Source organism: Alteromonas sp. H02 (genome assembly GCF_059682525.1).
On sequence record NZ_CM185021.1, the window covers coordinates 3,502,597 to 3,523,458 of the forward strand.

Consider the following 20,862-nt stretch of genomic DNA (forward strand, 5'->3'; position numbering starts at 1 on the left):
ATCTGCAATCTTTTAAGTGGGAGCCGTGGATGTTAAGACAGCTGGTGTATCGAAGTCGTGCAACCCAAAAAATGTCGGAGCCGGATATCGATAAAATTGTCGCTGATTCTAAACCGTTTAATCAGGCTAACGATGTTACCGGGTTGTTGCTGTTTGATGGCGAGTTTTTCTTTCAGGTACTTGAAGGTGAAGGAGATGTGATCCACAGGCTGTTTGAGCATATAAAAACCGACCCCCGCCACACCAATATTGTAAAAGTGCTCGACAGCGCCTGTGCTAAACGCGACTTCGGCAAGTGGAACCTGCGAACGTTAATTCTTAAGCCCGAAAGCCAGTGCTACTGGCTCCCTTCAGATCTTACGGTAAGGCGCGACAGCAGAGTGTTTTCACTGCTAAACAGCTTCGCTACTGGACGCTGGCGTAGCTGTGTTTCGGCGGCCGAACGCGCCACGGTTCAGTGTACTATAGCCACCAGCCAGATTGACCTTACCCCCTACCCTTCCAGCGATATTCAGTTTGCCTTTCAGCCCATCGTAGATACCCGGATTGGAGGCATTTCATCTTATGAAGCGTTGCTGCGTAACAGTGAAGGCCGTTACCCTGAATTAATTCTGGCCGATCTGCCTGAGCAGCAAAGGTATGAGTTTGACTTAAAATCCAAAGCCATTGCCATTGCCCAGGGGGCCAAACTGTTACAGCCTGGCCAGTCTTTATCGGTTAATTTATTGCCTGGGGCAATAACGAAAAACGAACGGGTAGTAAGCCAATTGCTTGACTATCTCAAAGAAGGCGGCTTGAAGCCTGAACAGCTTATTCTGGAAATTACCGAAAGTGAAATGGTCAAAGAAAGCGATGCTTTCTTTGCCGTCATTGAAGATATTCGTGCGGTAGGGATCCGGCTGTCGCTTGATGATTTTGGCGCCGGTTATGCCGGCCTCTCGTTACTGGCCGACCTGATGCCGGATAAAATCAAGCTGGATCGCGCTATCACTCATGGCATTCACGAAAGCGGACCACTCCAGGCGATACTGCATTCGGTATTTGAATTTGCCAATGCCACCGGCAGCCACTTAATTGTAGAGGGGGTGGAGACCTTCGACGAATGGCTGTGGTTAAACAACGCCGGTGTACGTAAATTTCAGGGCTTCCTGTTTGCCCGCCCGCAGCTAAACGGTGCCAACGCTATTTATTTTGATGCCAGGGAACTTGCCGGCCAGCAATAACAGCTGTTGCACAGCATTATCAATGCTGTGCAACGGCATCTTAACTTACTGGTCGATTTTGCCCAGCATTACCGCCAGATCGTCTATTCGGCTTACGGTGTCTTTTACTAGTTTATCAATCTCATCACTGGCCTGCCTGGAGTGCGACGCCAGACTTCTCACTTCATCGGCCACCACCGCAAATCCGCGGCCTACCTCACCCGCCCGGGCCGCTTCAATGGCTGCATTAAGCGCCAACAAATTAGTTTGCTCTGAAATGCCGTTGATGGTGCCGATGATATTGCTGATGGTCTGACTGACATTCAGCACGCCTTTCATGGATTCCCGGGTTTGATTTACCGCTATCCGGCGGGCAGTAATATCAATGCCAAATAAAACATATTGGGTGATTTCATTTTTAAAGTTTTTCAGAGCACAGATCCCGGCATCCAGAGACAACAGAAAATCGCCCTGACCAAAGTTGATCTGCAATTTAATGTTGCCACTGTCCTGTAATTCTGCCTTATTTTCTGCGGTAAGTTCACGTAAAACATGATCCACAAAAGCCTGCTGCGTGGCATTTGAGCCGAGTTTTGCGGCCAGCAAATCACTGGGCGTCTTAAGCTGGCCTCCTTCATCAATATCAATTAAAATCAGGGAGCTATTTATCGCATTAAGCTTACGGGTAAAATCGAGAGCCATTTGCTTAACTTCAGTAATGTTAGCCTGTACCGAAATGTAGTTTTTCACCTCACCTTTTTCATTCAGGATTGGCGTGATAGACAACGACACCCAGTAAGGCTCGCCACTCTTGGTATAATTAAGGATTTCATCATAAAACGGCGTACGGTCGTGCAGATTTTTGCGAATACGGGCGATGGTATCCGGCGAGGTTTCTGGTCCTTGCAGGAAATCACCCGGTTTTTTGTGTTTAATTTCGGTAAGCGAATAACCGGTTAATCTTTCAAAGCCTTTATTCACATATACAATTAGCCCGGCCGGATTGGTAATAATAACCGAGTTGTCCGTTTCATTAGCCACCATTGAGAGCATTTCCCGCTCTTCCCGCATTAACACTTCCTGGGTGACATCTTTTACAAAAGCGGTATACAGGGTTTTGTTTTCCAGTCGCACCTTCGACAACGATAACTGGCCCCAAAGTACCTCACCGTCTTTACGCTCGATTTTAATTTCCCGGCTGGTACCAACAATTTTATCCTGTCCGGTTTCTCGATTAGCGTTAACATAACTATCGTGATTGGCCTGAATAGCTTGCGGCACCAGCATTTTAACGTTTTGCCCGAGTACTTCTTCGCGGTCGTATCCCCACAGGGTTTCAGCCGCAGCATTAAATAACGTAACGCAGTTATGCTCATCGATACAGACTACCGCATCCAGTGCCTGCTCCAGAGTTTGGGCCATGGTTTCTCTTGAGTCGCGCTCCTGAGAAATATCCCGCACAAAGGCGGTATAATGGATGTGCCCGTTAAGCACTATTTTAGACAACGACAGCTGTACCCAAAGTTTAGTACCGTCCTTGCGTTGTAACTGCACATCCCTTGAGCTACCCACAATTTTAGCCTGACCGGTCTGACGATGATGGTTAACGTTATTGTCATGATTCGCCCGCAATTCATGTGGCAGCAGCATGGCCACATTCTTACCCATCACTTCATTTTTCCGATAGCCCCAGATTTTTTCAGCCGCCTGATTAAAAAAAGTCACGTTGTTTTTCTCGTCGATACTGACTACCGCAATAATACTTTGTTCAAGGGCCTGAATTGCCTGGTTGGTTTTTGTCTTCTGCTGCCAGAACATGCTGCACTCCATCTATAATAATCTGTCTACTTCAGGATGGCGTTTACCAAACACTCCAATGCCGCAAGTAGCCCGCCGCGCATAGTGAAACCGTATGAAATACGTGACAAATTTACATTGTGTTCATAAAGCTTAGTTCAAAATTGTGCTCTTTTGCGGATTTTCACGTATTGGATGTTAAAGCGTTGCGAAGTAAGTTCATGTATAAGCGTAAAATTTATCTGTTTGGGATCACCTCAGGGCTGACCATGATGATTGCTCTATGCTGTACGGCAGTTTCTGCCTACCTGACACAAATCAATCTGGAGCAGAGTAATACTGGCCAAACCCTGCTGGCAGAACATCAAAAACTCAGCAGCATCTCCTATCGAATGTTTAAACAGCTTACCGACGAGCTTATTTTTGGTGAAAGTGCCAACCAGGCCATCATTCGCAACAAACAGGCGCTTATTGCCCAATCGCTCGACAAAATTCGCCGTCTCGAACTGCAACAAAGGCAGGCGCTGGGCAGTAAAATGACCGCCGGCAGCATTGAAGATACCGACGAACTAGCCGGACTGATAGACGCCATTATCAGCGAATTTAAGGCCATCACAGCGACTTACAACAACACACCGCTGGATCAGCAGAACCGCTTACAAACCTTGCTTGAGGTGAAGATTGATAATGAATTCCGTGAGGCAATTAACGCCGCTGTAGTGCGTCAGGGCAATGTGGTTTCGGCCATTAATGCCAAAATAGAAACCCTTAACACTGCCATTGTGTGGTTTGCCGTGGGCGTGGCGCTATTTGCCATGCCCTGTATTATTCTCGCCTGTTACTGGCTGTTTAATCAGCTTTATCAGCCGCTGACTATTATTAACAATGGTACAAAAGCCATTGCGGCGGGCGATTACCATCAGCGTTTGCCTGAAACTCTGGATACCGAGTTCTCACAACTGGTAACCTCGCTAAACCTGCTGGCTGCACGCCTGGCCGACCACGAAATGAAAGCCGAACATTCCCGCAAGCAACTGGAGTTTGAGGTAGAGCAGCGCACCCGGGAAATCAAACAGGTTAACGAACAACTCACCAGGGTTGATTCACGCCGGCGTCAGTTTCTGGCTGATGTCTCCCATGAACTCAGAACGCCTTTAACCATAATCAGGGGCGAGGCCCAGGTTACTCTGCGTCAGTCTTCTGCCTCGGAGGACGTTTACCGGGAAACACTGGACTCCATTTTGCTCCAGGCAGTGAACCTCAGTGAACTGGTAGATGACTTACTACTGCTGGCCAGAGCCGAACTAAGCCAGTTAAAACTGGATACTTCGCGCCAGTCGGTAAGCGATTTCCTGCAAAATCAGGTTAGCCAGTGGCAGCGCCTGCACGAAGAGCGCACTTTTTCCCTCGATATTGACGAGAGTGCCAAAACGCTACAGCTTCAATTTGACCAGCAGCGCCTCAAACAGGTAGTTACCATTATGCTGGATAACGCGTGTAAATACTCCGCACCACAATCGCCTGTTAAGGTGGCATTGAAGCAGGTAAAAAACGGTGCCTGCATCGAGATAAAAGATTTTGGAGAAGGGATATCCCCTGCGGATATTAACCACATTTTCGAGCGCTTTGTGCGCTTCAAGCACAAATCCGAGGGGCTGGGGCTTGGCCTGGCCATTGCCAAAGCCATTATTGAAGCTCATGGCGGGGAAATACAGGTTAACTCCACCCAGGGCGAAGGCACTCTTTTTCAAATTTATCTGCCACTGGATGTTGAATGATGAAAATTCTGATTGCAGACGATGAACTCTCGCTGGTGAACTTCCTTTATCGCGGACTCACTGCTGAAGGATTTGAGTGCATCAAAGAAACAGCACTGCATAACCTGGTTGATTTAGCGAAACGGGAACAGCCGGATTTGCTGGTGCTCGATCGAATGTTTGGCGAAGACGATAGCGTTGAGATACTGCCCGCTCTGAAACAGCTCAGCCATGGCCCAATGGTGCTACTGCTGTCGGCACTCGATGATATTGTTGAAAAGGTTACCGGGCTAGACAAAGGCGCCGATGACTACCTGTGTAAACCCTTTGATTTCGACGAGCTACTGGCCCGGGTTAATGCACTGGGCAGACGGCATCGGGCGCTTCCAGATAAAGTGCCACGCCAACTGAGCTTTGCCAACTTGCAACTGGATCTGGAGTCCAAGCTGGCCAGCATTATCCAGGACGGTAATGCTGAAGAGCTCACGCTCACCAACATTGAGTTTAACCTGCTGAGCTATTTTATTGAGTCGCAAAATAAAGTGCTCACCCGGGAGCGTATTTTAAGCCGGGTCTGGCAAAGCAACACTGATCCGCTGACTAACATAGTAGATGTTTATATCAGCAGACTCAGACAAAAGCTGCCACCTGCTGCCGGTATCGAAATCGCTACAATTCGCGGTAATGGATACCGGTTAAAGGCATTAAGCTAATCCGCTTACCCTCTACTCTATCCACATATCATTGATGAGCGGCGCTTCAGCGTTGTTGGCAAACGTGATATTTATCACAATATCATCGCTGGTATTGGTATATCGGGCCACAAACAGCAGTCTTGGGTTGCCTGCCTGGTTCACCGCTGCAACCAACCGCTTGGATATTAGCGGCCCAAGTTGTGGCGCAATGGCCTTGTAGGCATTTTGAAACCCCTCAGGCGTTATTCTGGCCGCCAGCGAGTCTGTCATCAGGTTTCGAAATGCCTGATAGTCGCCTGTTTCATGAGCGCTAAGCGCCAGATCAACCACCGGCATTAATATCGCTAATGCTTGCGTTGCGTTGTTCCCAAAAGCACCAAAATAATCTTCCGACTGCTGGTTCTCGTCATTCATACTCGCTCCTGCTGCGGCGTAATGTGGATTTCACGTTGTTGTGCTACCCGCTGCCCGTAAACTGAGCCTTTGACTCCCAGCATCACTTACGACACTGCCCCCGGCAAGTTCTAAATTGTAAGATTTTGTAGTGTCATTTTTTGTAAATTAATTCACCCCTTTTGTACTTCCCGGTCGTTATACCCAAAACCAGGGAGTACACACTATGCAATTAACTGTAAATCCAATCTTTTCAACCAGTCACTATGTTCGGCCATTAAGTCATCTGCTACTGGCCGCACTGGTCACTTTTGGTTTGTTTGTGATGATGGCCAAACTAATAGAGCAACACGGCGAAGCCCCAAAGGTGGAAGATCCCGTGGTTATCGATGATTTTTTACTGCATGTAGAAGAGCCTGAGACGATTACCAGACAACCGGTTAAACCAATGGAAAACCCCCTCGAGCAGCCCCCTTCGCTGCCAGAACCGGTTGAGTCTGATCCCGGCCCCACTGAGCTCAGCGTTAATGTAAATCCGATAATACCCGGCAATCAGATAGCCATTAACACACATTTTGGCCAACAAAGTGATACGTCTGCCCGGCCGATAGTCAGGGTGAACCCCAGCTATCCTTCCGAAGCGGCCCGACAGGGCATTGAAGGTTGGGTGCAACTGACCTTTGACCTCACACCCCAGGGAACGGTAACCAATATCACCGTAGTGGATGCCGAGCCGCTGCGTATCTTTAACCGGGAAGCCAAACGGGCACTGGCAAAATGGCGTTATCAGCCCCAGGTAGAAAAAGGTGTACCTGTGGGGCAAACCGGGTTACAAGTAGTACTGACCTTCAAGTTGGAGCAGTAAGGACCGCCTGTGGGGATTGCTAAACTCGGATTTCTACGCACTTTCCTGAAATCGGAAACTGCCACAAGCTGCAACGAAACTTTGTTCAAACGCTATCGGCAAACGGGCGATAGCGCCGCTCTGAGCGCGCTCTACGATCAGCACTGTAATAACCTGTACTATTATCTGCTGGTAATGAGCGACCCCAACACCGCGGCAGACGTCACCCAGAAAGTCTGGCTAAAAGTCATGGAATCAAAACAGGGCTATCAAAGTCAGGGCCGCTTTCAGGCCTGGCTGTTTACCATCGGGCATCGAATGCTTATCGATGAGTTTCGCCAGAGTAAGCGCTGGCAGGCAGATACCGATCCGGATACCTTAGGTTCTGTAGCCCCGGTGAATGAAAACGAAACCGACTTTCATCAATTGCTTAAACATCTCCCGTTTACCCAACGGGAAGCGTTCTCGCTACAGCAGGAAGGATTTAGTTTGCAGGATATTGCCAGCATCTGTGATGTGCCGGTCGAAACAGTTAAAACGCGCCTGCGATATGCCCGCAACACCCTGAAAAAACATTGGAAAACATCATGAACGAGTCCGACCGTCAAGACGCATTGCAACAGGCATACAACGCTGCTAAGCAACGTTATCCGGCGCCCGGGCGGATAAAACGGGCCGTTGTGAATCAACAGCCTGGCAATCAGCAGCACTTCTTTGACCGCGCTAAAGCCAGACTGCCCGGCCGGGAGTGGCTGGCTCTGGCTGCTGCAGCAGGTTGCCTGTTACTGCTGGTTAAAGGGGCCCCGCTTATTAACCAGCCACTGCCTGACACTGAACTCATTGCCCTGGAAGTGGAATATCATGGCTATCAGGATGACGTGGCGAGCCTGCCCGATTACCGCGAGAAACTCACCTTGTATACCCGTGAATTTACCCGCCAGCTCGATACCCTGAATGTGTTTTATTCACGCCCGGCGATGCTGGCAAGCCATCAGGGAAACTGGCTGTTTACCGATTGTGATAATCAGACCATTACCGTTTCTCATGAGTTAATTGATGATTTGCGGGCACTGCAGCGAGTAGATCCAGCCCTGGTTGAGGGCACATTTGTTGCTCTGGCTTTTGATGAACAAGGCCGGTTGATAAAAATAGAACAGGCTCCTATAAAGAGCTGCTAGCTTGTGCGCGCACTTTAACTTTTACTGGTCAAGCGTCCGACAACATGGTTTCATGAGTTTTAACACCATTCCCGATATGCAAACGGCGCTACCTGCAAGGATTCTCACCGTGAAAAACCTGTTTCAAGCTATTGATAATAAAGATACCGAAACCTTTGCAGGCTTTTTGGCAGAACATGCCACCTTTCGTTTTGGAAATGCGCCGATAGTCACTGGCCGGGCTAATATTGCCAGCGTGGTTGACGACTTTTTCAACAGCGTTAAAGCGCTCTCTCACACGGTGGATGAAACCTGGCGTACCCCAACCGCCGGGGTGATATGTCAGGGAACAGTGACTTATACCCGTTTTAATGACAGTACTCTGACTATCCCGTTTTGTAACATCTTCAGGGTTAATGAGGATTTAATTGAGGAGTATCTCATTTATGCCGATGTTTCGGCGCTCTGACTACCAGCTCCATTGCATTTAAGCCATACGTCTTAGGGCTGCGGATGCACTATAAAAAGTGCATGCTTTTTTCGTAACAACTGTGCTATGTTATTTTTCTAGCTATTGTACTTACATAAAAACAAACAATAATGGGTACAGAACAGGAAATAATAAAACAACACCAACCTGTGATCCGCGCGTTAATTCCTTACCAGCAGCAAGGTCGTTTGCTCGAGGGACTTAACCGCTTCTCGTCGCGCCTGAGTGCCCAGGCCAGGCAAGTCATTAAAGAGGAAGTGATTCGCTTAACGTCACAAACCGACGCGCCCGCGGATAACTCTGCCTTTGCTCGGTTTCCGGTAAAGCGCTTTTCCCATTTTGGCATAGAAATGACCCTCGATAGAGTGGGCTCAGAGATCCTGAAAAGAGAAACAGCCCGCTACATGGAACAATATACCGTTGGCGTGTTTGAGTCGATTACCAACTCGGCCCATTACCAGGGTCTGGTGCAGCGTCAGCTACGCGAAAAAATCATTAATGCGTTTACGGTTCAAACCCAGTCTTATCAGGATATTCAGTTTAATAACGACCTCTCTGTTACGCCGCATTTTTCGGTGACCACACAGGCATACCAGAATGGCAGAACCGTGGCTGTGGTGGCTTTAAGTGCCACACAACTTACCATTGCCTGTACTCGCTCGCCTAAATTTACCACGGTCAAGGATATCCCCGTTTCCTTTCCGAAAATTGCCGGACTGTGTGCTGCTAACGAAATTATTCATTTCGATTACGTCAGGGTCGAATTTAACACCGCTTCTCAGCGCCATCATGCAGTGTTAAGACTGGCAGAACAGGACAAACAATGGGAGCCGCTCTTCAAGCAATACCTCAACCGGGTTATGTTGCACCTGCCCCTTGCTCGTGACCTTGAAATAGAACGCTCAATGCAGGCTCTTGATCGCGATAGGGTTGTCCAAAACGCCCCCTGGTTACCGGTATTAATGAAGAACGATGGTGCTCAACTGGCTCCCCGAATGGTGCTGCTGACGCCAGTAAATACTCAGTGCAATCCAGCTTACCGAAGCACACAGCTTTTACCAGGTAAAACGGCATTACAACGCATTATGAAAGAGCTTCATGCTTTTAACGAGGCGTTCGTACTGCGGCTAACCATCACTCAACGAGGCAGCGCTCCTGTTTCACTGTGCACCACGGTACGCCAGTTAGAACGGCAAAACCTGCTGGCTAACTTTGTTCAGTTGGGACTGGAACATGACAGTTTGGAACTCTGGCAGTATCGCCTGACTAAGGTTAGCCGTGGCAGTCAGGAAACCGCTCGGATACTGCAGGATATGTCGCATCAGGATCACAATGATATTTTGTCTATGGGGCACATTCTGTATATGCGCTCCATCGATGAGGCTGTTGGCCCGTTAAAGTTACTCAGCGCACCCAACAAAGCGAAGCTCCCACGACAGTATATTGATAACGATAGCCAGTATCCCCTGCGTTTCGTTATGAATGATGATATTGACCGGCGTAAGCAGCCCCGTTTCAGAATTGAAACCGATGCCGTCATTAGAGTCAGCCTGATGAGCAGTTACACTGGCACGGTCAGGGATTTTTCGCTGGGCGGGGTCCAGCTGCAACTCCATAACTGCGATGAAACCGTGCTGCCGCCCGAAGTGAAAGTGAGCATTGTTGATTTCAAACTGAAATCACAACGTTATAAAGTGCTCGACTACCAGCCGAAAACGGGGATTTTAAGGCTACTTGCTATCACTACTGACAACACATCCAAGGTACTTAAAAAGATCAGTTCCGCATCGTCACTGCAATCCAGCATTGAAAATATCGTGCTGCAACAATCGTTGTATTTCCGCTATATTTGGGAAGTGGTGAGCCGCCATTATCCGAATGCCGCATTGCAGGTTGTCACCGGCAGGCAGATGATTCACCGCATGAAAACCTTGTACACTACACAGCATAATAACGACCTGCACCCTTTCGCGGTGTGCGATCACAATGCACCGCTGCATGGATTTTTTGCCGATATGGGTAAATCGCCGCCAGATTCTTCGGTATTACGCCGACTGCTGCAGCAAGCCGAAAGGTATCACCTGGCCATTCATTGTGAGCGCAAAGCCGACAATAAACTGATTAACCTTACCCAGGTGCAATGCTTTGAGTCGTCACTGCGCTATAAAATTAAACAATCACTGGAAGAAGAAACTCAGCTCTACGTGGCGGGTATTGAGTGCCAGAAAAATGAATCGGTCACCACCCCGATGTCCAAACAACGACTGGCGCTGTTGTCACGCATCGACCTGGATGTTTATGAAAAACTGCAGGCCCTGCAGCAAAATTACTCCCATGTGATTCATATCATCGATCTGTCGGCGTTGCTCCATTCCTTTCTTAAAACCGGTATTGTACCGGATCCGACAAAGGAGAATGCCGCTGCTGCGGCACTCACCGACAAGGTTACATAATAAAGTCGACCACTCCACCGTCTACACGCAGTGCGCTGCCCGTGGTGGCTGACGCCAGTGTCGAGCAGGTGTAAGTGATCATGCTGGCCACTTCCTCAACCGTTGCCATGCGTTGGATCACCGAAGACGGACGATTTTCCATAACAAACTTCACCCCGGCTTCCTCAATAGAAATGCCGTTTTCTTCGGCTGATTGCGCCAGAAATGCCTGCGCGCCCTCACTCAGGGTCGGCCCGGGTAACACTGCATTCACGGTTACACCGGTGCCAGCCAGACGTTTAGCCAGGCCTCTGGATAAACCAAGCAGCGCGGTTTTACTTACGCCATAGTGAATCATATCGCCGGGAATATTCAGGGCAGACTCAGATGCTACATACAGGATCCGGCCCCAGCTATTTTCAACCATGGCGGGTGCATAATGACGACTGAGACGAACTGCCGACATCACATTCACGTCGTAATACTGCTGCCAGGTATCATCGTCAGTATCAAAAAAGTCCTGGGTACCGTAGATGCCCAGGTTGTTAACCAGAATATCTGCAGCAGGTACCGCCTCAATAAGCTTATTGCAACCTTCTGCACTGCTTAAATCTGCCGCAACCCCTGAGACATCAGCATTGGCAATCGCTTGCTTGACCGCATCCACTGCCTGAGCAACTTTTTGTTCGGTACGGCCATTAACAATAATCTTTGCACCGCATTGAGCAAGCTGTTTGGCCGCCCCCAGCCCGATCCCCTCGGTTGAACCGGTAATAATTGCCACTTTCTCATGTAAATCGATTTTCATTTGCTAAACTCCTTGTTTGTAGGGTGTATTTAGTTATACGCTGAAGTGGTTTTTTCGTCATAAGTGATTGTGAAACGTTATATTTGAAGGAATAGAATCTTACCTTACGCCGCCAAAGCCGATTTGAGTAAAACCTTGTTCTAAATAACTATTGCATAGCTTTAGACATTGTTGCTAATGTGTGAGTTGATGTTTAGAAACTGCTTTTGTCGTACCAAGAGTGGTTCGATGCTTTGGGTTGTTTAAAGCACACAAGAATATGATTATTTTAAACATTTTATTAAGAATAACGCTGTTCACAATAACGTTAACCAGCAGCGCTCTGCTGGCTGCAAAAACCGTCACTCTGGTTGATGAGCAGGGCCGGCCGTTTATTAATGCCGTGATCAGCGTGGCGGCCACCGCCGGGGAAGCGTCGTCCCCCTCTGCCCCACCACAGCAACCTGCCATAATGGACCAGGTAAATCGCCAGTTTGAACCTACTATGCTGGTTATCGAACAGGGCCAGACTGTGGTGTTTCCCAATAGCGACAACATCCGCCATCACGTTTATAGCTTCTCTCAGCCCAAACCTTTTGAAATTAAACTCTATGCCGGTGACTCAGTGCCGCCCGTGCAGTTCAGCAAACCGGGTATCGTGGTGCTGGGCTGTAATATTCATGACTCCATGCTCGGCTTTATTTACGTAAAAGATAACATCCCCTCGTGGCAAACCAATCAAAATGGTCAGGCCGAAATAACCACCATGCAAAATGAAGTGCTGATTTGGCACCCGGATTTCTCTGTTAACCACCTTGAGCGATTGCCGTATGCGCTAACAGCCGGAGACGAGCCGGTCACAATTACGCTGCCACGTATCACCCAACTGGAAACATCCAAACGGGTATTTGGCAGCAGCAAGTTTAAGCGCCAATGACGGTTACCCTACGTCAGTCGCTGTTTCAGATACTGTTTATTGGTATTTTTATCACAGCGTCGATGATCCTGGGGAACGTCTGGACGGTCACCTCAAAGACCGCCTTTAATCAGGTAACCAAAAATATAGACGTAGCCAATTCCGTACTTGAGCAACTGCTGCAGGACCGCAGTGAACAGCTACTCAATTCGGCACGGGTACTCACTGACGACTTTGGCTTTAAGCAGGCGGTGGCCACCGGAGATATTCCAACCATTCAGAGTGCACTGCAAAATCATGGTCAGCGGATTGAGTCAGACTTTATGATGCTGACTGACTTATCCGGTAAAGTACTGGAAAGCCAGCCCGGCTATTTTGCCCGCGGCAGCGAATTCCCTTATCCCGATATCATCAACACGGTGCTTGAAGACGGCGGTTCGGAGAATGCCATCATTGTAGACGGCAGCCTGTACCAGATAATAATGTTACCCGTTTATGCCCCTAACCCCATAGCCATTGCCGGTATAGGCTTTATGGACGGCGATGCGTTTCTAAAGCAGGTTAAAAAAATCATTCAGGCTGATATCATCGTTTCTTCAAAACGCTCAGTGAATGGCGCTCATGTGGTATTACACAGTAGTCTGCCCTACATACAGGCTCAGCGAGTAATCAACGCTGATCAACAAACCCTGAACTGGTTCGATGTGACATTTTCACGCGATACCCCTTACCTGACTCGGGACATCAAGCTACCCGACACACTGAGTAATGAAGTATCAATAACTCTTGCCGTAGACGTATCAACACACTTTGACAATTTTACCCAACTGCAATTTAATATCCTTGGCATTTCTTTGCTGGCTATCGCCGGCTCTATGTTGCTATCAATGTTTATGGCTAGTCGGGTCAACAAGCCAGTGGCCAGCTTAGTCACAGCAGCCAATCATCTGGCAGACGGTAATTATGAACAAAGTGTAAAAACCTCCGGGCATTTGCAGGAAATTAACGAACTGTCAGATGCCTTTGTGCGAATGAAAGACAGTATTCAAAGCCGTGAGCAGCGTATTCTGATGCAATCGCGGCTGGACATGCTTACCCGCCTGTATAACCGCAGTTACATGGAAGAACTTATTCAGCAGCGCCTGGATGCCGGTGAATACCTGCAGGTAATCGGTATCAATATTCGCGATTTCAGAACCATTAATGATCTGTATGGCTATTCCAATGGCGATACCTGCATAATTTCAATTGCCGAGCGTATTAAACGCTGGCGTGGCACGGCGGCCCGCTTATCCGGCGGCGAGTTGGTGTGGTTTGCCAACGAACCACTCACTGATGAACAGTTGGAAACCTTCCATACGATTCTGGAACAACCGGTTGCCACTCAGCAGTTGGTGATGCCAATTAAACTGGTATTTACCGTAGTGAACTGCCCTGCTGATGCTAATAACGCCCAGGATCTTTTCCGGCGCATGAATATTCTGCTCGATGAAGCAGAAATGGGCGCTAACTGGCTGCTCCAGTTCAGTTCAGAAATAGAACAACGTTATCTGCGCCGGCTTAGTATCATCACTGAGTTAAAAGAAGTGCTGCAGAGCGAACAGGATTAGTTATCGCTGGTTTATCAGCCTAAGATTTGCCTCAAAACTCGTCAGGTAAACGGCCTTGAAGCGCTTATTCGCTGGAACAGTCAGCGCCTTGGTTTTATTCCGCCAGACGAGTTTATTGAGATTGCTGAACAGGCGGGATTTATTGAACAGGTGACCGACTGGGTACTTAATCGGGTCGTTGCCGATATCCTGATACTCCGTGCGCATCAGATACATATCAAACCGGCAGTCAACTTGTCGACCCAGGATATTCAAAACCGGCCATTACTAGAACGGCTCATTGCCTTACTTGATGCCAATGAATTAAGCGCCGACAATATCACCCTAGAGATCACCGAAAGCGATTTGGTAGCCGATGCTAAGATTGCCATCGCCAACCTGCAATTTTTGCAGGATAAGGGCTTCAGTATTGCTATAGATGATTTTGGCACCGGCTATTCATCGCTTGCCTATTTAAAGAATTTACCCGTATCAGCGATTAAAATTGACAAGGCGTTTGTCCTCAACCTCAGCACCGACACGGAAGATCAGCAAATCGTGCATACGGTGCTAAGCCTTTCTAACATATTTGATTTAGAAGTTGTGGCAGAAGGTGTAGAAGATGCCAAAGCCATGGAGATCCTGGCTGAATGGGGTTGTGATACTGAACAAGGCTATTATATTAGTCGCCCGCTACCACTTGGCGGACTGATTGACTGGCTTGCTTCATCTGACTATTACCAACACTAGGGAGTTTTGCGTGCGACTAACAAAACTGATAAGCAGTACCCTTGTATTCTGCACCGGCTTGGCCTGCGCCGGTGACGGTAAACTGATAGGATCCGCGGGCCTTAATCAACTGGAAGGCAGTGGCGGTGGCGGCATTGTGCCCTGGGCCACCTTATCGGGTTACGACACTCAGGATGAGGTTTCAGCCAACGCATTTATCACCCAGGTTAATCTGGAAGACTACCGTCTTAACGTACTGGGGGCGAGCGTGTCTCTGTATGACCGCGCGGAATTCAGCGTTGCGCGTCACGTGTTTGACCTGACTACCCTGGGCGGTGAGATAGCGCAAACGGTTTATGGCGCTAAATTTAAACTCTACGGCGATGTTATTTACTCTGACTGGCCACAAATCAGCGCAGGCGTGCAGTACAAGGATCTGGAAGACACTGCCATAGCCAATTTAGTAGGCAGCGAAGACACCTCAGGTACAGATATTTACCTGGCTGCAACTAAAGTCCATTTGGGCGCGGCCGGCGGCTACAACCTGGTATGGAACCTTACCGGCCGGCTGACCAAAGCAAATCAGCTGGGTCTGCTGGGTTTTGGCGGTCCGCAAAACAGCGATTATGAACTGATGCTGGAAGGCAGCCTTGGCGTGTTGTTTTCCCGTCACTTTGCTGCTGGTGTAGAGTATCGTCAGAAGCCCGATAATTTGGGGCTTGGTGAAGATGACTGGATGGATGTTTTTGTGACCTATATCCCGTCAAAGAAAGTTAACTTTACCCTGGCGTGGGCAGACTTAGGCAGTATTGCCGGTGCTACCGGCCAGCAAGGCTTGTATTTATCTGTGGGAGGCCAGTTATGGTAAAACACCTGTTGGTTATTGCTACTTGTTTAGCAATCCTGAGCGGCTGTGCCAGTCGTTCTGGCACGCTGTATGAAGAACTGGGCGGCCAGACAAAAATTAACGAAATCGTTGAGAACTTTGTTTATGAAATCGAGTACAACGACACTATCCTGCCCTACTTTGCCGACACTGATATTGAGCGCTTTGTTGCAAAGTTTTCAGAACAGCTCTGTATGCTAGCCAACGGCCCCTGTGAATACACTGGCGACACCATGGAGCAGGTACATGGCGGTATGAACATCACAGAGGCTGATTTCAATCTGACCGTAGATTTATTCATTAACGCCATGAATAAAGCCAATGTCCCCCATACAGTGCAGAATAAACTGATTAATCGAATGACACACACCCGCGAGCAAATGCTGTATCGCTAAGCACAAAGGAACTGACACAGTCATTCAGCGCTGATTAACCCATTCCCCGCAACCTGGCGGGGATTTTTTTGTCTGTGGGATAATCGGTCAGGCTTTGCTATCCACTTCTTTACACCCTGCAATTTGCGGTATCAGAGCTTTAAAGGGGGCAATCTGGCTTATCGGCGTTCCCGCCGCTACTTGTTCGGCTATTCCTGCATGCATATTCCGGCTTATCCGGACACCAGCACCGGTTTAATCCGGACGCCTGTTTTCCTCGCTTTTCTCTAATCCTATTTTTATCCTATCTGTCCGGATTGTGCCAGCTTTCTCATTGATTCTCCTCCCAACTCAATCCGATGGCTGTTGTGGATCAGCCTGTCCAGCAGAGCATCTGCCACCGTTGCATTGCCTATCATGTTGTACCATTCTTTAACCGGGAGCTGGCTTACCATGATTGTACTGGCTGTTTGATAACGATCCTCCAGTAACTCCAGTAGATGACCGGCTTGCTCCTGGTTCATCTTTTCCATTCCCCAGTCATCGATTACCAGCAGCTGTTTCTTTGATAAGGCGAGTAGCTGTTTTTGATAACTGCCATCCAGCCGCCCTGAACTCAGATCATCCAGTAAACGGCTAAGACGATAGTAACGAACGCTGTACGTCTGCTCACAGGCCTGGGTTGCCAAGGCGCAGGCTACGTAAGTTTTTCCGGCACCTGTTGGTCCGGTGAGTAGGATATTCTGGTGCTTTAGCAGGTAGCTCCCGGTTAATAGTTCACTTATCTGGATACGTTTTAGCCCCCGATCTTCTTTGTAGATAAGCTGATTGGGTGAGGCATCAATACGTAACTTGGCTTGTCGTTTCAGGCGTTCGATCCTGGCCTGGCTTCGCCCCAGTACCTCGCACTCAAGAAGCAGGCTAAGCCGCTCCTCGAACGTCAACTCAGCATAGGTGGAGAGTTGCTCTCGCTGTTGCTCAAGGCCCTTGGCGGCATGGCCAAGACGCAGGGTTCTTAGTTGCTCATTAAGCTGATTCATGTCGTTCTCCTAGTGGTAACTATTTGGGCCACGCACATTGCTGTGCTGGATATCCGGGGTGGTATGAGACTCACAAGATAACTGGCCTTCCCGGTGGTTTTTAAGCAGGTTTCTGATAAAGCGCAGATAGGGCTTATCTACCATCAGCGCATCTTTGCAGGCTTGTTCCAGGCGCACATCGCCGTATTTTTTGGTGAGATTAAGCAGGCCAAGGCAACTGCGGTACGCTTGCGCGGGATGATCTTTGGCGCTGAGCTGAGCACTGACAACCTGTCGGGTCGCAGCCCCAACATTGCCACCCCAGCTCAGCAGGCGCTCCGGTGACCACTTCTGGTACTGATGGTTGCTGGGCATATGCTCCGTGTGTGTACTGAGGCCGTGCGCTTTCTTGCTGGTCGGATGTTGAGACACCAGGTTTCCCTGGTGGTAGATCTGGATTAACCGCGCGTTCGCCTCCAGTTCAACATGCTGGCCTACCAGTTGATGAGGGACTGAGTAATAGTGCTGTCGGTATTCGATGTGATAGTCCGGTCCTACCTTGGCGCGTTTGCTTTCTGTATAGAGGTAGCGCTGGACCGGGAGAGGTTTCAGCGCGGGTTTATCCAGGCTGTCGAATAAAGCTTTGCGGCTGGCACCCAGTTGTTTCATCTCTCTTTGATTCAGCTCATCCATCAGCTCCCGGATCGCCAGATTTAATGCATGGAAAGTGTGGAATATGCGGTGGCGAAGACGCATCATGATCCAGCGTTCAACAATCAGTACCGCGTTTTCTGCTTTGGCTTTATCCTTCGGTTTATAAGGCCGTGCGGGCATCACCGCTGTACCGTAATGATTCGCGAGTTTACGATAACTGTCGTTGAGTTTCGGCTCGTAACGATCCGTTTTGGTGACCGCGGCTTTAAGGTTATCCGGGATCAGAAGCGCTGGCACGCCTGTGAAGTGCTCAAAGGCGTTTGCGTGCGCTTCCAGCCAGTGCTCCAGCTTTTGACTGGGGCAGGCTTCAACGTAGGTGTAATTGGATGCTCCCAACGTTGCCACAAAGATCTGCGCATACCGAACCTCTCCGGTATCAGGGTTCACGACCGGGATTGTCGGGCCACAGTAGTCGATAAACAACTTATCGCCGGCAGTGTGGATCTGACGCATACTTCGCTTTTGCATCTTATGCCATCGAAGGTAATGCTCACAGAACTGACTGTAACGGTAGGCTCTGTGTTGATGCTCGGCGACATATTCTTCCCACAGAAGCTGCTTTGTCATGCCCTTACGCTTAAGCTCGATAAAGCACTGAGCGAAATCAGGCATGATCTTATTTTGAGCTGCCGTTTTATCCCGATACAGGGCCTGCGTTAACTCGGTATCGGAGCAGTTGTCGGTAAGTGGCCAACGCAAAGCGCTTTGTTCAAAGCGCGTCAGGATATCAGAGATGGTTGAGCGTCCAGCTTTGGTACAGGCGGCGATCTTTCTGACAGACAAACCACATTCGAATTTAAGGCGCAAAATCTCTTTGATATTTGCCATAGATGTCCTCTTTTTTGTCATGTTCACGTCCTCGCTATAATTCAATTGATAACGAGGATAGTGACTAATTGATTTAAAAGAGAAAAGAGAGGTATTCCGGCATTCCGGACAATGATTCCGGAGTTAGACGAAAACTGGCTGGTTTATCCCGGAATCGGTGTCCGGATTAAAACGGAAAGGGTGTCCGGATAAAGCCGGAATCGATGTCCGGTTTGCTCCGGTGTATGCACCTGCAAACTCAGCATCAGACAATGCGCTTCTTAGTACCTTGTCCATACAGCTGCAGAAGGCTACCGCGTGGTCATCCTGACGCTCAATGCCCCGTGCTATGCAACCCTGCTTTATTGAGCTCTTGAACGCTTCCAGCTGTTCTGAAGTAGCACTGCCTCTGGCACTGACAGAAAAGGTAACAGAAAGTGCAATGAGCAATGCATATTTCATTGGGATCTCCGGGTTATGTATTTATTCAACAGGATTAGAACTATCCGTTTGCACAATGTTTAAAATTACGTTGCATAATGAAGAAGTAAATAAGTTGCATGACTAAACCAAACCCCATACCAGAGATAAGCCAGGTATTTTCTGGCAGGTCAGTCATGGTATCCACAAAAACAGAGCTAAGCAGAATCCCATACACCAGGCCAAGTAACAATGAAATTAACCAAACCTGTAATCCTACCGGCAAGGATAAAGCTGCCCAACGGAGGAAGAACGCCTGACCATCCCCCTGCTTATTAGTGCGATATAGTAGCCTCATTCCCCAGAACTGCAGTAGCGCAAAAGCAAAGAAGTTGGCGATTTGATACCAAAAGGCAAATACGTCACTTTGTGTGCAGCTTACCGCCACTGGAAATACCATCGCACTGGCAAACAACATGCTGAATACGAGCAGGTGTTTGAAAGCTAAATCTTCGCTGACTTCTTGTTGATGAAGTTTAGTGGACAACGCCTTAGCGTTGATGAAATAGAGATCTTCAATCATAACGTCCTTATTAAAATAACTACCTGTAATACAAAGCAGATTACTCTAGTGGTTTAAAAAAGGCCAGATGATGCAACTCGGTCGGCATGACAGAGTAATAAGGCTCTCACAGGCGAACTCTTGCAAGGTAACAGTAATAGGTGGGATTAGGCTTGATGACGAATCACACGCCCGCATGGCGTGGCTGGGCGATGCTACAGGGATGTATTTAACTATGATTAGCAAGAGCTTGTAATGTTAAAAGCATCTAGCTCGATTCAGAATCCTGCACACCGCAGAAAGCAAAAAGGCCTGCATTTCTGCAAGCCTTTTTTTGGAATGTGGTGCGTGTGGATGGGTGAAGCTGGTGGTTTTAAGCAAGTCAACAATTTGACTTGCTCCGGCTGAACGCCCTCCGCTCTGTCGGGGGGCTGGAAATCCTGACACTCCGCACAAAGCAAAAAGGCTTGCATCTCTGCAAGCCTTTTCTTGGAATGTGGCGCGTGTGGAAGGATTCGAACCTCCGACCGCCTGGTTCGTAGCCAGGTACTCTATCCAGCTGAGCTACACACGCGAAGTTTTAATCTAGTGAGTGGCGCGTGCGGAAGGATTCGAACCTCCGACCGCCTGGTTCGTAGCCAGGTACTCTATCCAGCTGAGCTACGCACGCGCTGATACACTAAATTAAAAATGGCGGAGAGGGAGGGATTCGAACCCTCGATACGCGTAATGCGTATGGTTCCTTAGCAGGGAACTGGTTTCAGCCACTCACCCACCTCTCCGTCATGTGGGGCTGCATTTTAATGACATGCGGTGGGAAGTCAATGCTTTTTTAGATAAATACATTTCGTATGCCGGGATTTTAAACAATCACTATATTTTGCCTGAAAAGCACACATTTACTGCCCAAAAAAGCATCATTTACAGCCATTTACACCCATCTGCCAAAGAGCTATGAAAGCACATCAGCGACTTAATTTACGCCGCACCAATAAAAAAGGCCGGAAAAAACCGGCCTCAATACTGATAAATGACCAAAAAACTGGTCTAACCACTTATTGTTTACTTGTTACCATCAGGCTGACCGCCTTTTTCAGCCTGGATGCGCATGTAAATTTCTTCACGATGCACCGAGACTTCCTTTGGTGCATTTACACCAATACGTACCTGATTACCCTTAACGCCTAATACGGTTACGGTAACATCGTCACCCACCATCAGCGTTTCACCCACACGACGAGTTAAAATAAGCATTCTTTTGCTCCTGGTTCCTTGATTACATTGCCTCCGTG

At 48.6% G+C, this 20,862-nt stretch carries 21 protein-coding genes and 3 tRNA genes; 13 read left to right on the forward strand and 11 right to left on the reverse strand.

Going from position 1 to position 20,862, the window contains the following annotated elements; genetic code table 11:
* Window positions 1–29 precede the first annotated feature (29 nt).
* Window positions 30–1,223: a diguanylate phosphodiesterase gene (locus tag AC566Q_RS16230; RefSeq protein ID WP_499608145.1), complete on the forward strand. Its 1,194-nt coding sequence runs from the start codon at window positions 30–32 to the stop codon at window positions 1,221–1,223.
* A gap of 45 nt (window positions 1,224–1,268) precedes the next feature.
* Here AC566Q_RS16230 and AC566Q_RS16235 read toward each other — a convergent pair whose 3' ends face one another.
* Window positions 1,269–3,020, reverse strand: a complete 1,752-nt coding sequence (locus AC566Q_RS16235) for a methyl-accepting chemotaxis protein (RefSeq protein WP_499608147.1) — start codon at window positions 3,018–3,020, stop codon at window positions 1,269–1,271.
* A gap of 200 nt (window positions 3,021–3,220) precedes the next feature.
* Here AC566Q_RS16235 and AC566Q_RS16240 point away from each other — a divergent pair, with 200 nt between their 5' ends.
* Window positions 3,221–4,777, forward strand: a complete 1,557-nt coding sequence (locus tag AC566Q_RS16240; protein ID WP_499608150.1) for a sensor histidine kinase — start codon at window positions 3,221–3,223, stop codon at window positions 4,775–4,777.
* The gene (locus AC566Q_RS16245) at window positions 4,774–5,469 is read left to right on the forward strand and encodes a response regulator transcription factor (RefSeq protein ID WP_499608152.1); all 696 of its coding nucleotides are present in this window, start codon (window positions 4,774–4,776) and stop codon (window positions 5,467–5,469) included. The genes AC566Q_RS16240 and AC566Q_RS16245 overlap by 4 nt, the downstream gene beginning before the upstream one ends.
* A gap of 12 nt (window positions 5,470–5,481) precedes the next feature.
* Here AC566Q_RS16245 and AC566Q_RS16250 read toward each other — a convergent pair whose 3' ends face one another.
* Window positions 5,482–5,865, reverse strand: coding sequence for a hypothetical protein (locus AC566Q_RS16250; RefSeq protein ID WP_499608158.1), 384 nt, complete (start codon window positions 5,863–5,865; stop codon window positions 5,482–5,484).
* 205 nt (window positions 5,866–6,070) lie between these two features.
* On the opposite strand from AC566Q_RS16250, the gene AC566Q_RS16255 reads away from it, so the two are divergent.
* The 5 genes from AC566Q_RS16255 to AC566Q_RS16275 all read left to right on the forward strand — a co-directional run bounded on the left by AC566Q_RS16255 (window position 6,071) and on the right by AC566Q_RS16275 (window position 10,788).
* Window positions 6,071–6,709: an energy transducer TonB gene (locus tag AC566Q_RS16255; protein ID WP_499608160.1), complete on the forward strand. Its 639-nt coding sequence runs from the start codon at window positions 6,071–6,073 to the stop codon at window positions 6,707–6,709.
* A gap of 81 nt (window positions 6,710–6,790) precedes the next feature.
* Entirely contained in the window at window positions 6,791–7,279 is a 489-nt protein-coding gene (locus tag AC566Q_RS16260) for an RNA polymerase sigma factor (RefSeq protein WP_499608164.1), read from the forward strand.
* Window positions 7,276–7,866 (forward strand): hypothetical protein, encoded by a 591-nt coding sequence (locus AC566Q_RS16265; protein WP_499608167.1) that lies wholly within the window; start codon window positions 7,276–7,278, stop codon window positions 7,864–7,866. The genes AC566Q_RS16260 and AC566Q_RS16265 overlap by 4 nt, the downstream gene beginning before the upstream one ends.
* A gap of 109 nt (window positions 7,867–7,975) precedes the next feature.
* Window positions 7,976–8,314, forward strand: a complete 339-nt coding sequence (locus AC566Q_RS16270) for a nuclear transport factor 2 family protein (protein ID WP_499608169.1) — start codon at window positions 7,976–7,978, stop codon at window positions 8,312–8,314.
* A gap of 131 nt (window positions 8,315–8,445) precedes the next feature.
* On the forward strand, window positions 8,446–10,788 hold the full coding sequence (locus tag AC566Q_RS16275) for a PilZ domain-containing protein (protein ID WP_499608172.1): 2,343 nt from the start codon (window positions 8,446–8,448) through the stop codon (window positions 10,786–10,788).
* Here the strand turns inward: AC566Q_RS16275 and AC566Q_RS16280 are convergent.
* Window positions 10,781–11,575: an SDR family NAD(P)-dependent oxidoreductase gene (locus AC566Q_RS16280; protein WP_499608175.1), complete on the reverse strand. Its 795-nt coding sequence runs from the start codon at window positions 11,573–11,575 to the stop codon at window positions 10,781–10,783. The two genes, AC566Q_RS16275 and AC566Q_RS16280, sit on opposite strands and share 8 nt — an antisense overlap.
* Before the next feature lie 259 nt (window positions 11,576–11,834).
* On the opposite strand from AC566Q_RS16280, the gene AC566Q_RS16285 reads away from it, so the two are divergent.
* Genes AC566Q_RS16285 through AC566Q_RS16305 form a run of 5 tightly spaced genes read left to right on the forward strand, consistent with a single transcriptional unit; the run spans window position 11,835 to window position 16,069 of the window.
* Window positions 11,835–12,491: a methylamine utilization protein gene (locus tag AC566Q_RS16285; RefSeq protein WP_499608181.1), complete on the forward strand. Its 657-nt coding sequence runs from the start codon at window positions 11,835–11,837 to the stop codon at window positions 12,489–12,491.
* Window positions 12,488–14,080: a sensor domain-containing diguanylate cyclase gene (locus AC566Q_RS16290; protein ID WP_499608185.1), complete on the forward strand. Its 1,593-nt coding sequence runs from the start codon at window positions 12,488–12,490 to the stop codon at window positions 14,078–14,080. Before AC566Q_RS16285 ends, AC566Q_RS16290 begins: the two co-directional genes overlap by 4 nt.
* 6 nt (window positions 14,081–14,086) lie before the next feature.
* Window positions 14,087–14,809, forward strand: a complete 723-nt coding sequence (locus AC566Q_RS16295; RefSeq protein WP_499617530.1) for an EAL domain-containing protein — start codon at window positions 14,087–14,089, stop codon at window positions 14,807–14,809.
* A 10-nt stretch (window positions 14,810–14,819) separates the two neighbouring features.
* A complete protein-coding gene (locus tag AC566Q_RS16300) occupies window positions 14,820–15,656 on the forward strand; it encodes a DUF3034 family protein (RefSeq protein ID WP_499608189.1) in 837 nt (278 codons plus the stop codon).
* Window positions 15,650–16,069, forward strand: a complete 420-nt coding sequence (locus AC566Q_RS16305) for a group I truncated hemoglobin (protein ID WP_499608191.1) — start codon at window positions 15,650–15,652, stop codon at window positions 16,067–16,069. The genes AC566Q_RS16300 and AC566Q_RS16305 overlap by 7 nt, the downstream gene beginning before the upstream one ends.
* Window positions 16,070–16,347: 278 nt before the next feature.
* On the opposite strand, the gene istB is transcribed toward AC566Q_RS16305, so the two are convergent.
* The 8 genes from istB to csrA all read right to left on the reverse strand — a co-directional run bounded on the left by istB (window position 16,348) and on the right by csrA (window position 20,824).
* Window positions 16,348–17,088: an IS21-like element helper ATPase IstB gene (gene istB, locus AC566Q_RS16310; RefSeq protein ID WP_123324632.1), complete on the reverse strand. Its 741-nt coding sequence runs from the start codon at window positions 17,086–17,088 to the stop codon at window positions 16,348–16,350.
* Between the two features lie 9 nt (window positions 17,089–17,097).
* Window positions 17,098–18,630: an IS21 family transposase gene (istA, locus tag AC566Q_RS16315; protein ID WP_499608196.1), complete on the reverse strand. Its 1,533-nt coding sequence runs from the start codon at window positions 18,628–18,630 to the stop codon at window positions 17,098–17,100.
* Between the two features lie 102 nt (window positions 18,631–18,732).
* Window positions 18,733–19,050, reverse strand: a complete 318-nt coding sequence (locus AC566Q_RS16320) for a hypothetical protein (protein ID WP_499608200.1) — start codon at window positions 19,048–19,050, stop codon at window positions 18,733–18,735.
* A gap of 40 nt (window positions 19,051–19,090) precedes the next feature.
* Window positions 19,091–19,591, reverse strand: a complete 501-nt coding sequence (locus AC566Q_RS16325) for a hypothetical protein (protein WP_499608203.1) — start codon at window positions 19,589–19,591, stop codon at window positions 19,091–19,093.
* Between the two features lie 476 nt (window positions 19,592–20,067).
* Window positions 20,068–20,144 (reverse strand) — tRNA-Arg (locus AC566Q_RS16330).
* A 19-nt stretch (window positions 20,145–20,163) separates the two neighbouring features.
* Window positions 20,164–20,240, reverse strand: a tRNA-Arg gene (locus tag AC566Q_RS16335).
* A 21-nt stretch (window positions 20,241–20,261) separates the two neighbouring features.
* A tRNA-Ser gene (locus AC566Q_RS16340) sits at window positions 20,262–20,352 on the reverse strand.
* Between the two features lie 280 nt (window positions 20,353–20,632).
* Window positions 20,633–20,824: a carbon storage regulator CsrA gene (csrA, locus tag AC566Q_RS16345; RefSeq protein WP_105936514.1), complete on the reverse strand. Its 192-nt coding sequence runs from the start codon at window positions 20,822–20,824 to the stop codon at window positions 20,633–20,635.
* Window positions 20,825–20,862 lie beyond the last annotated feature (38 nt).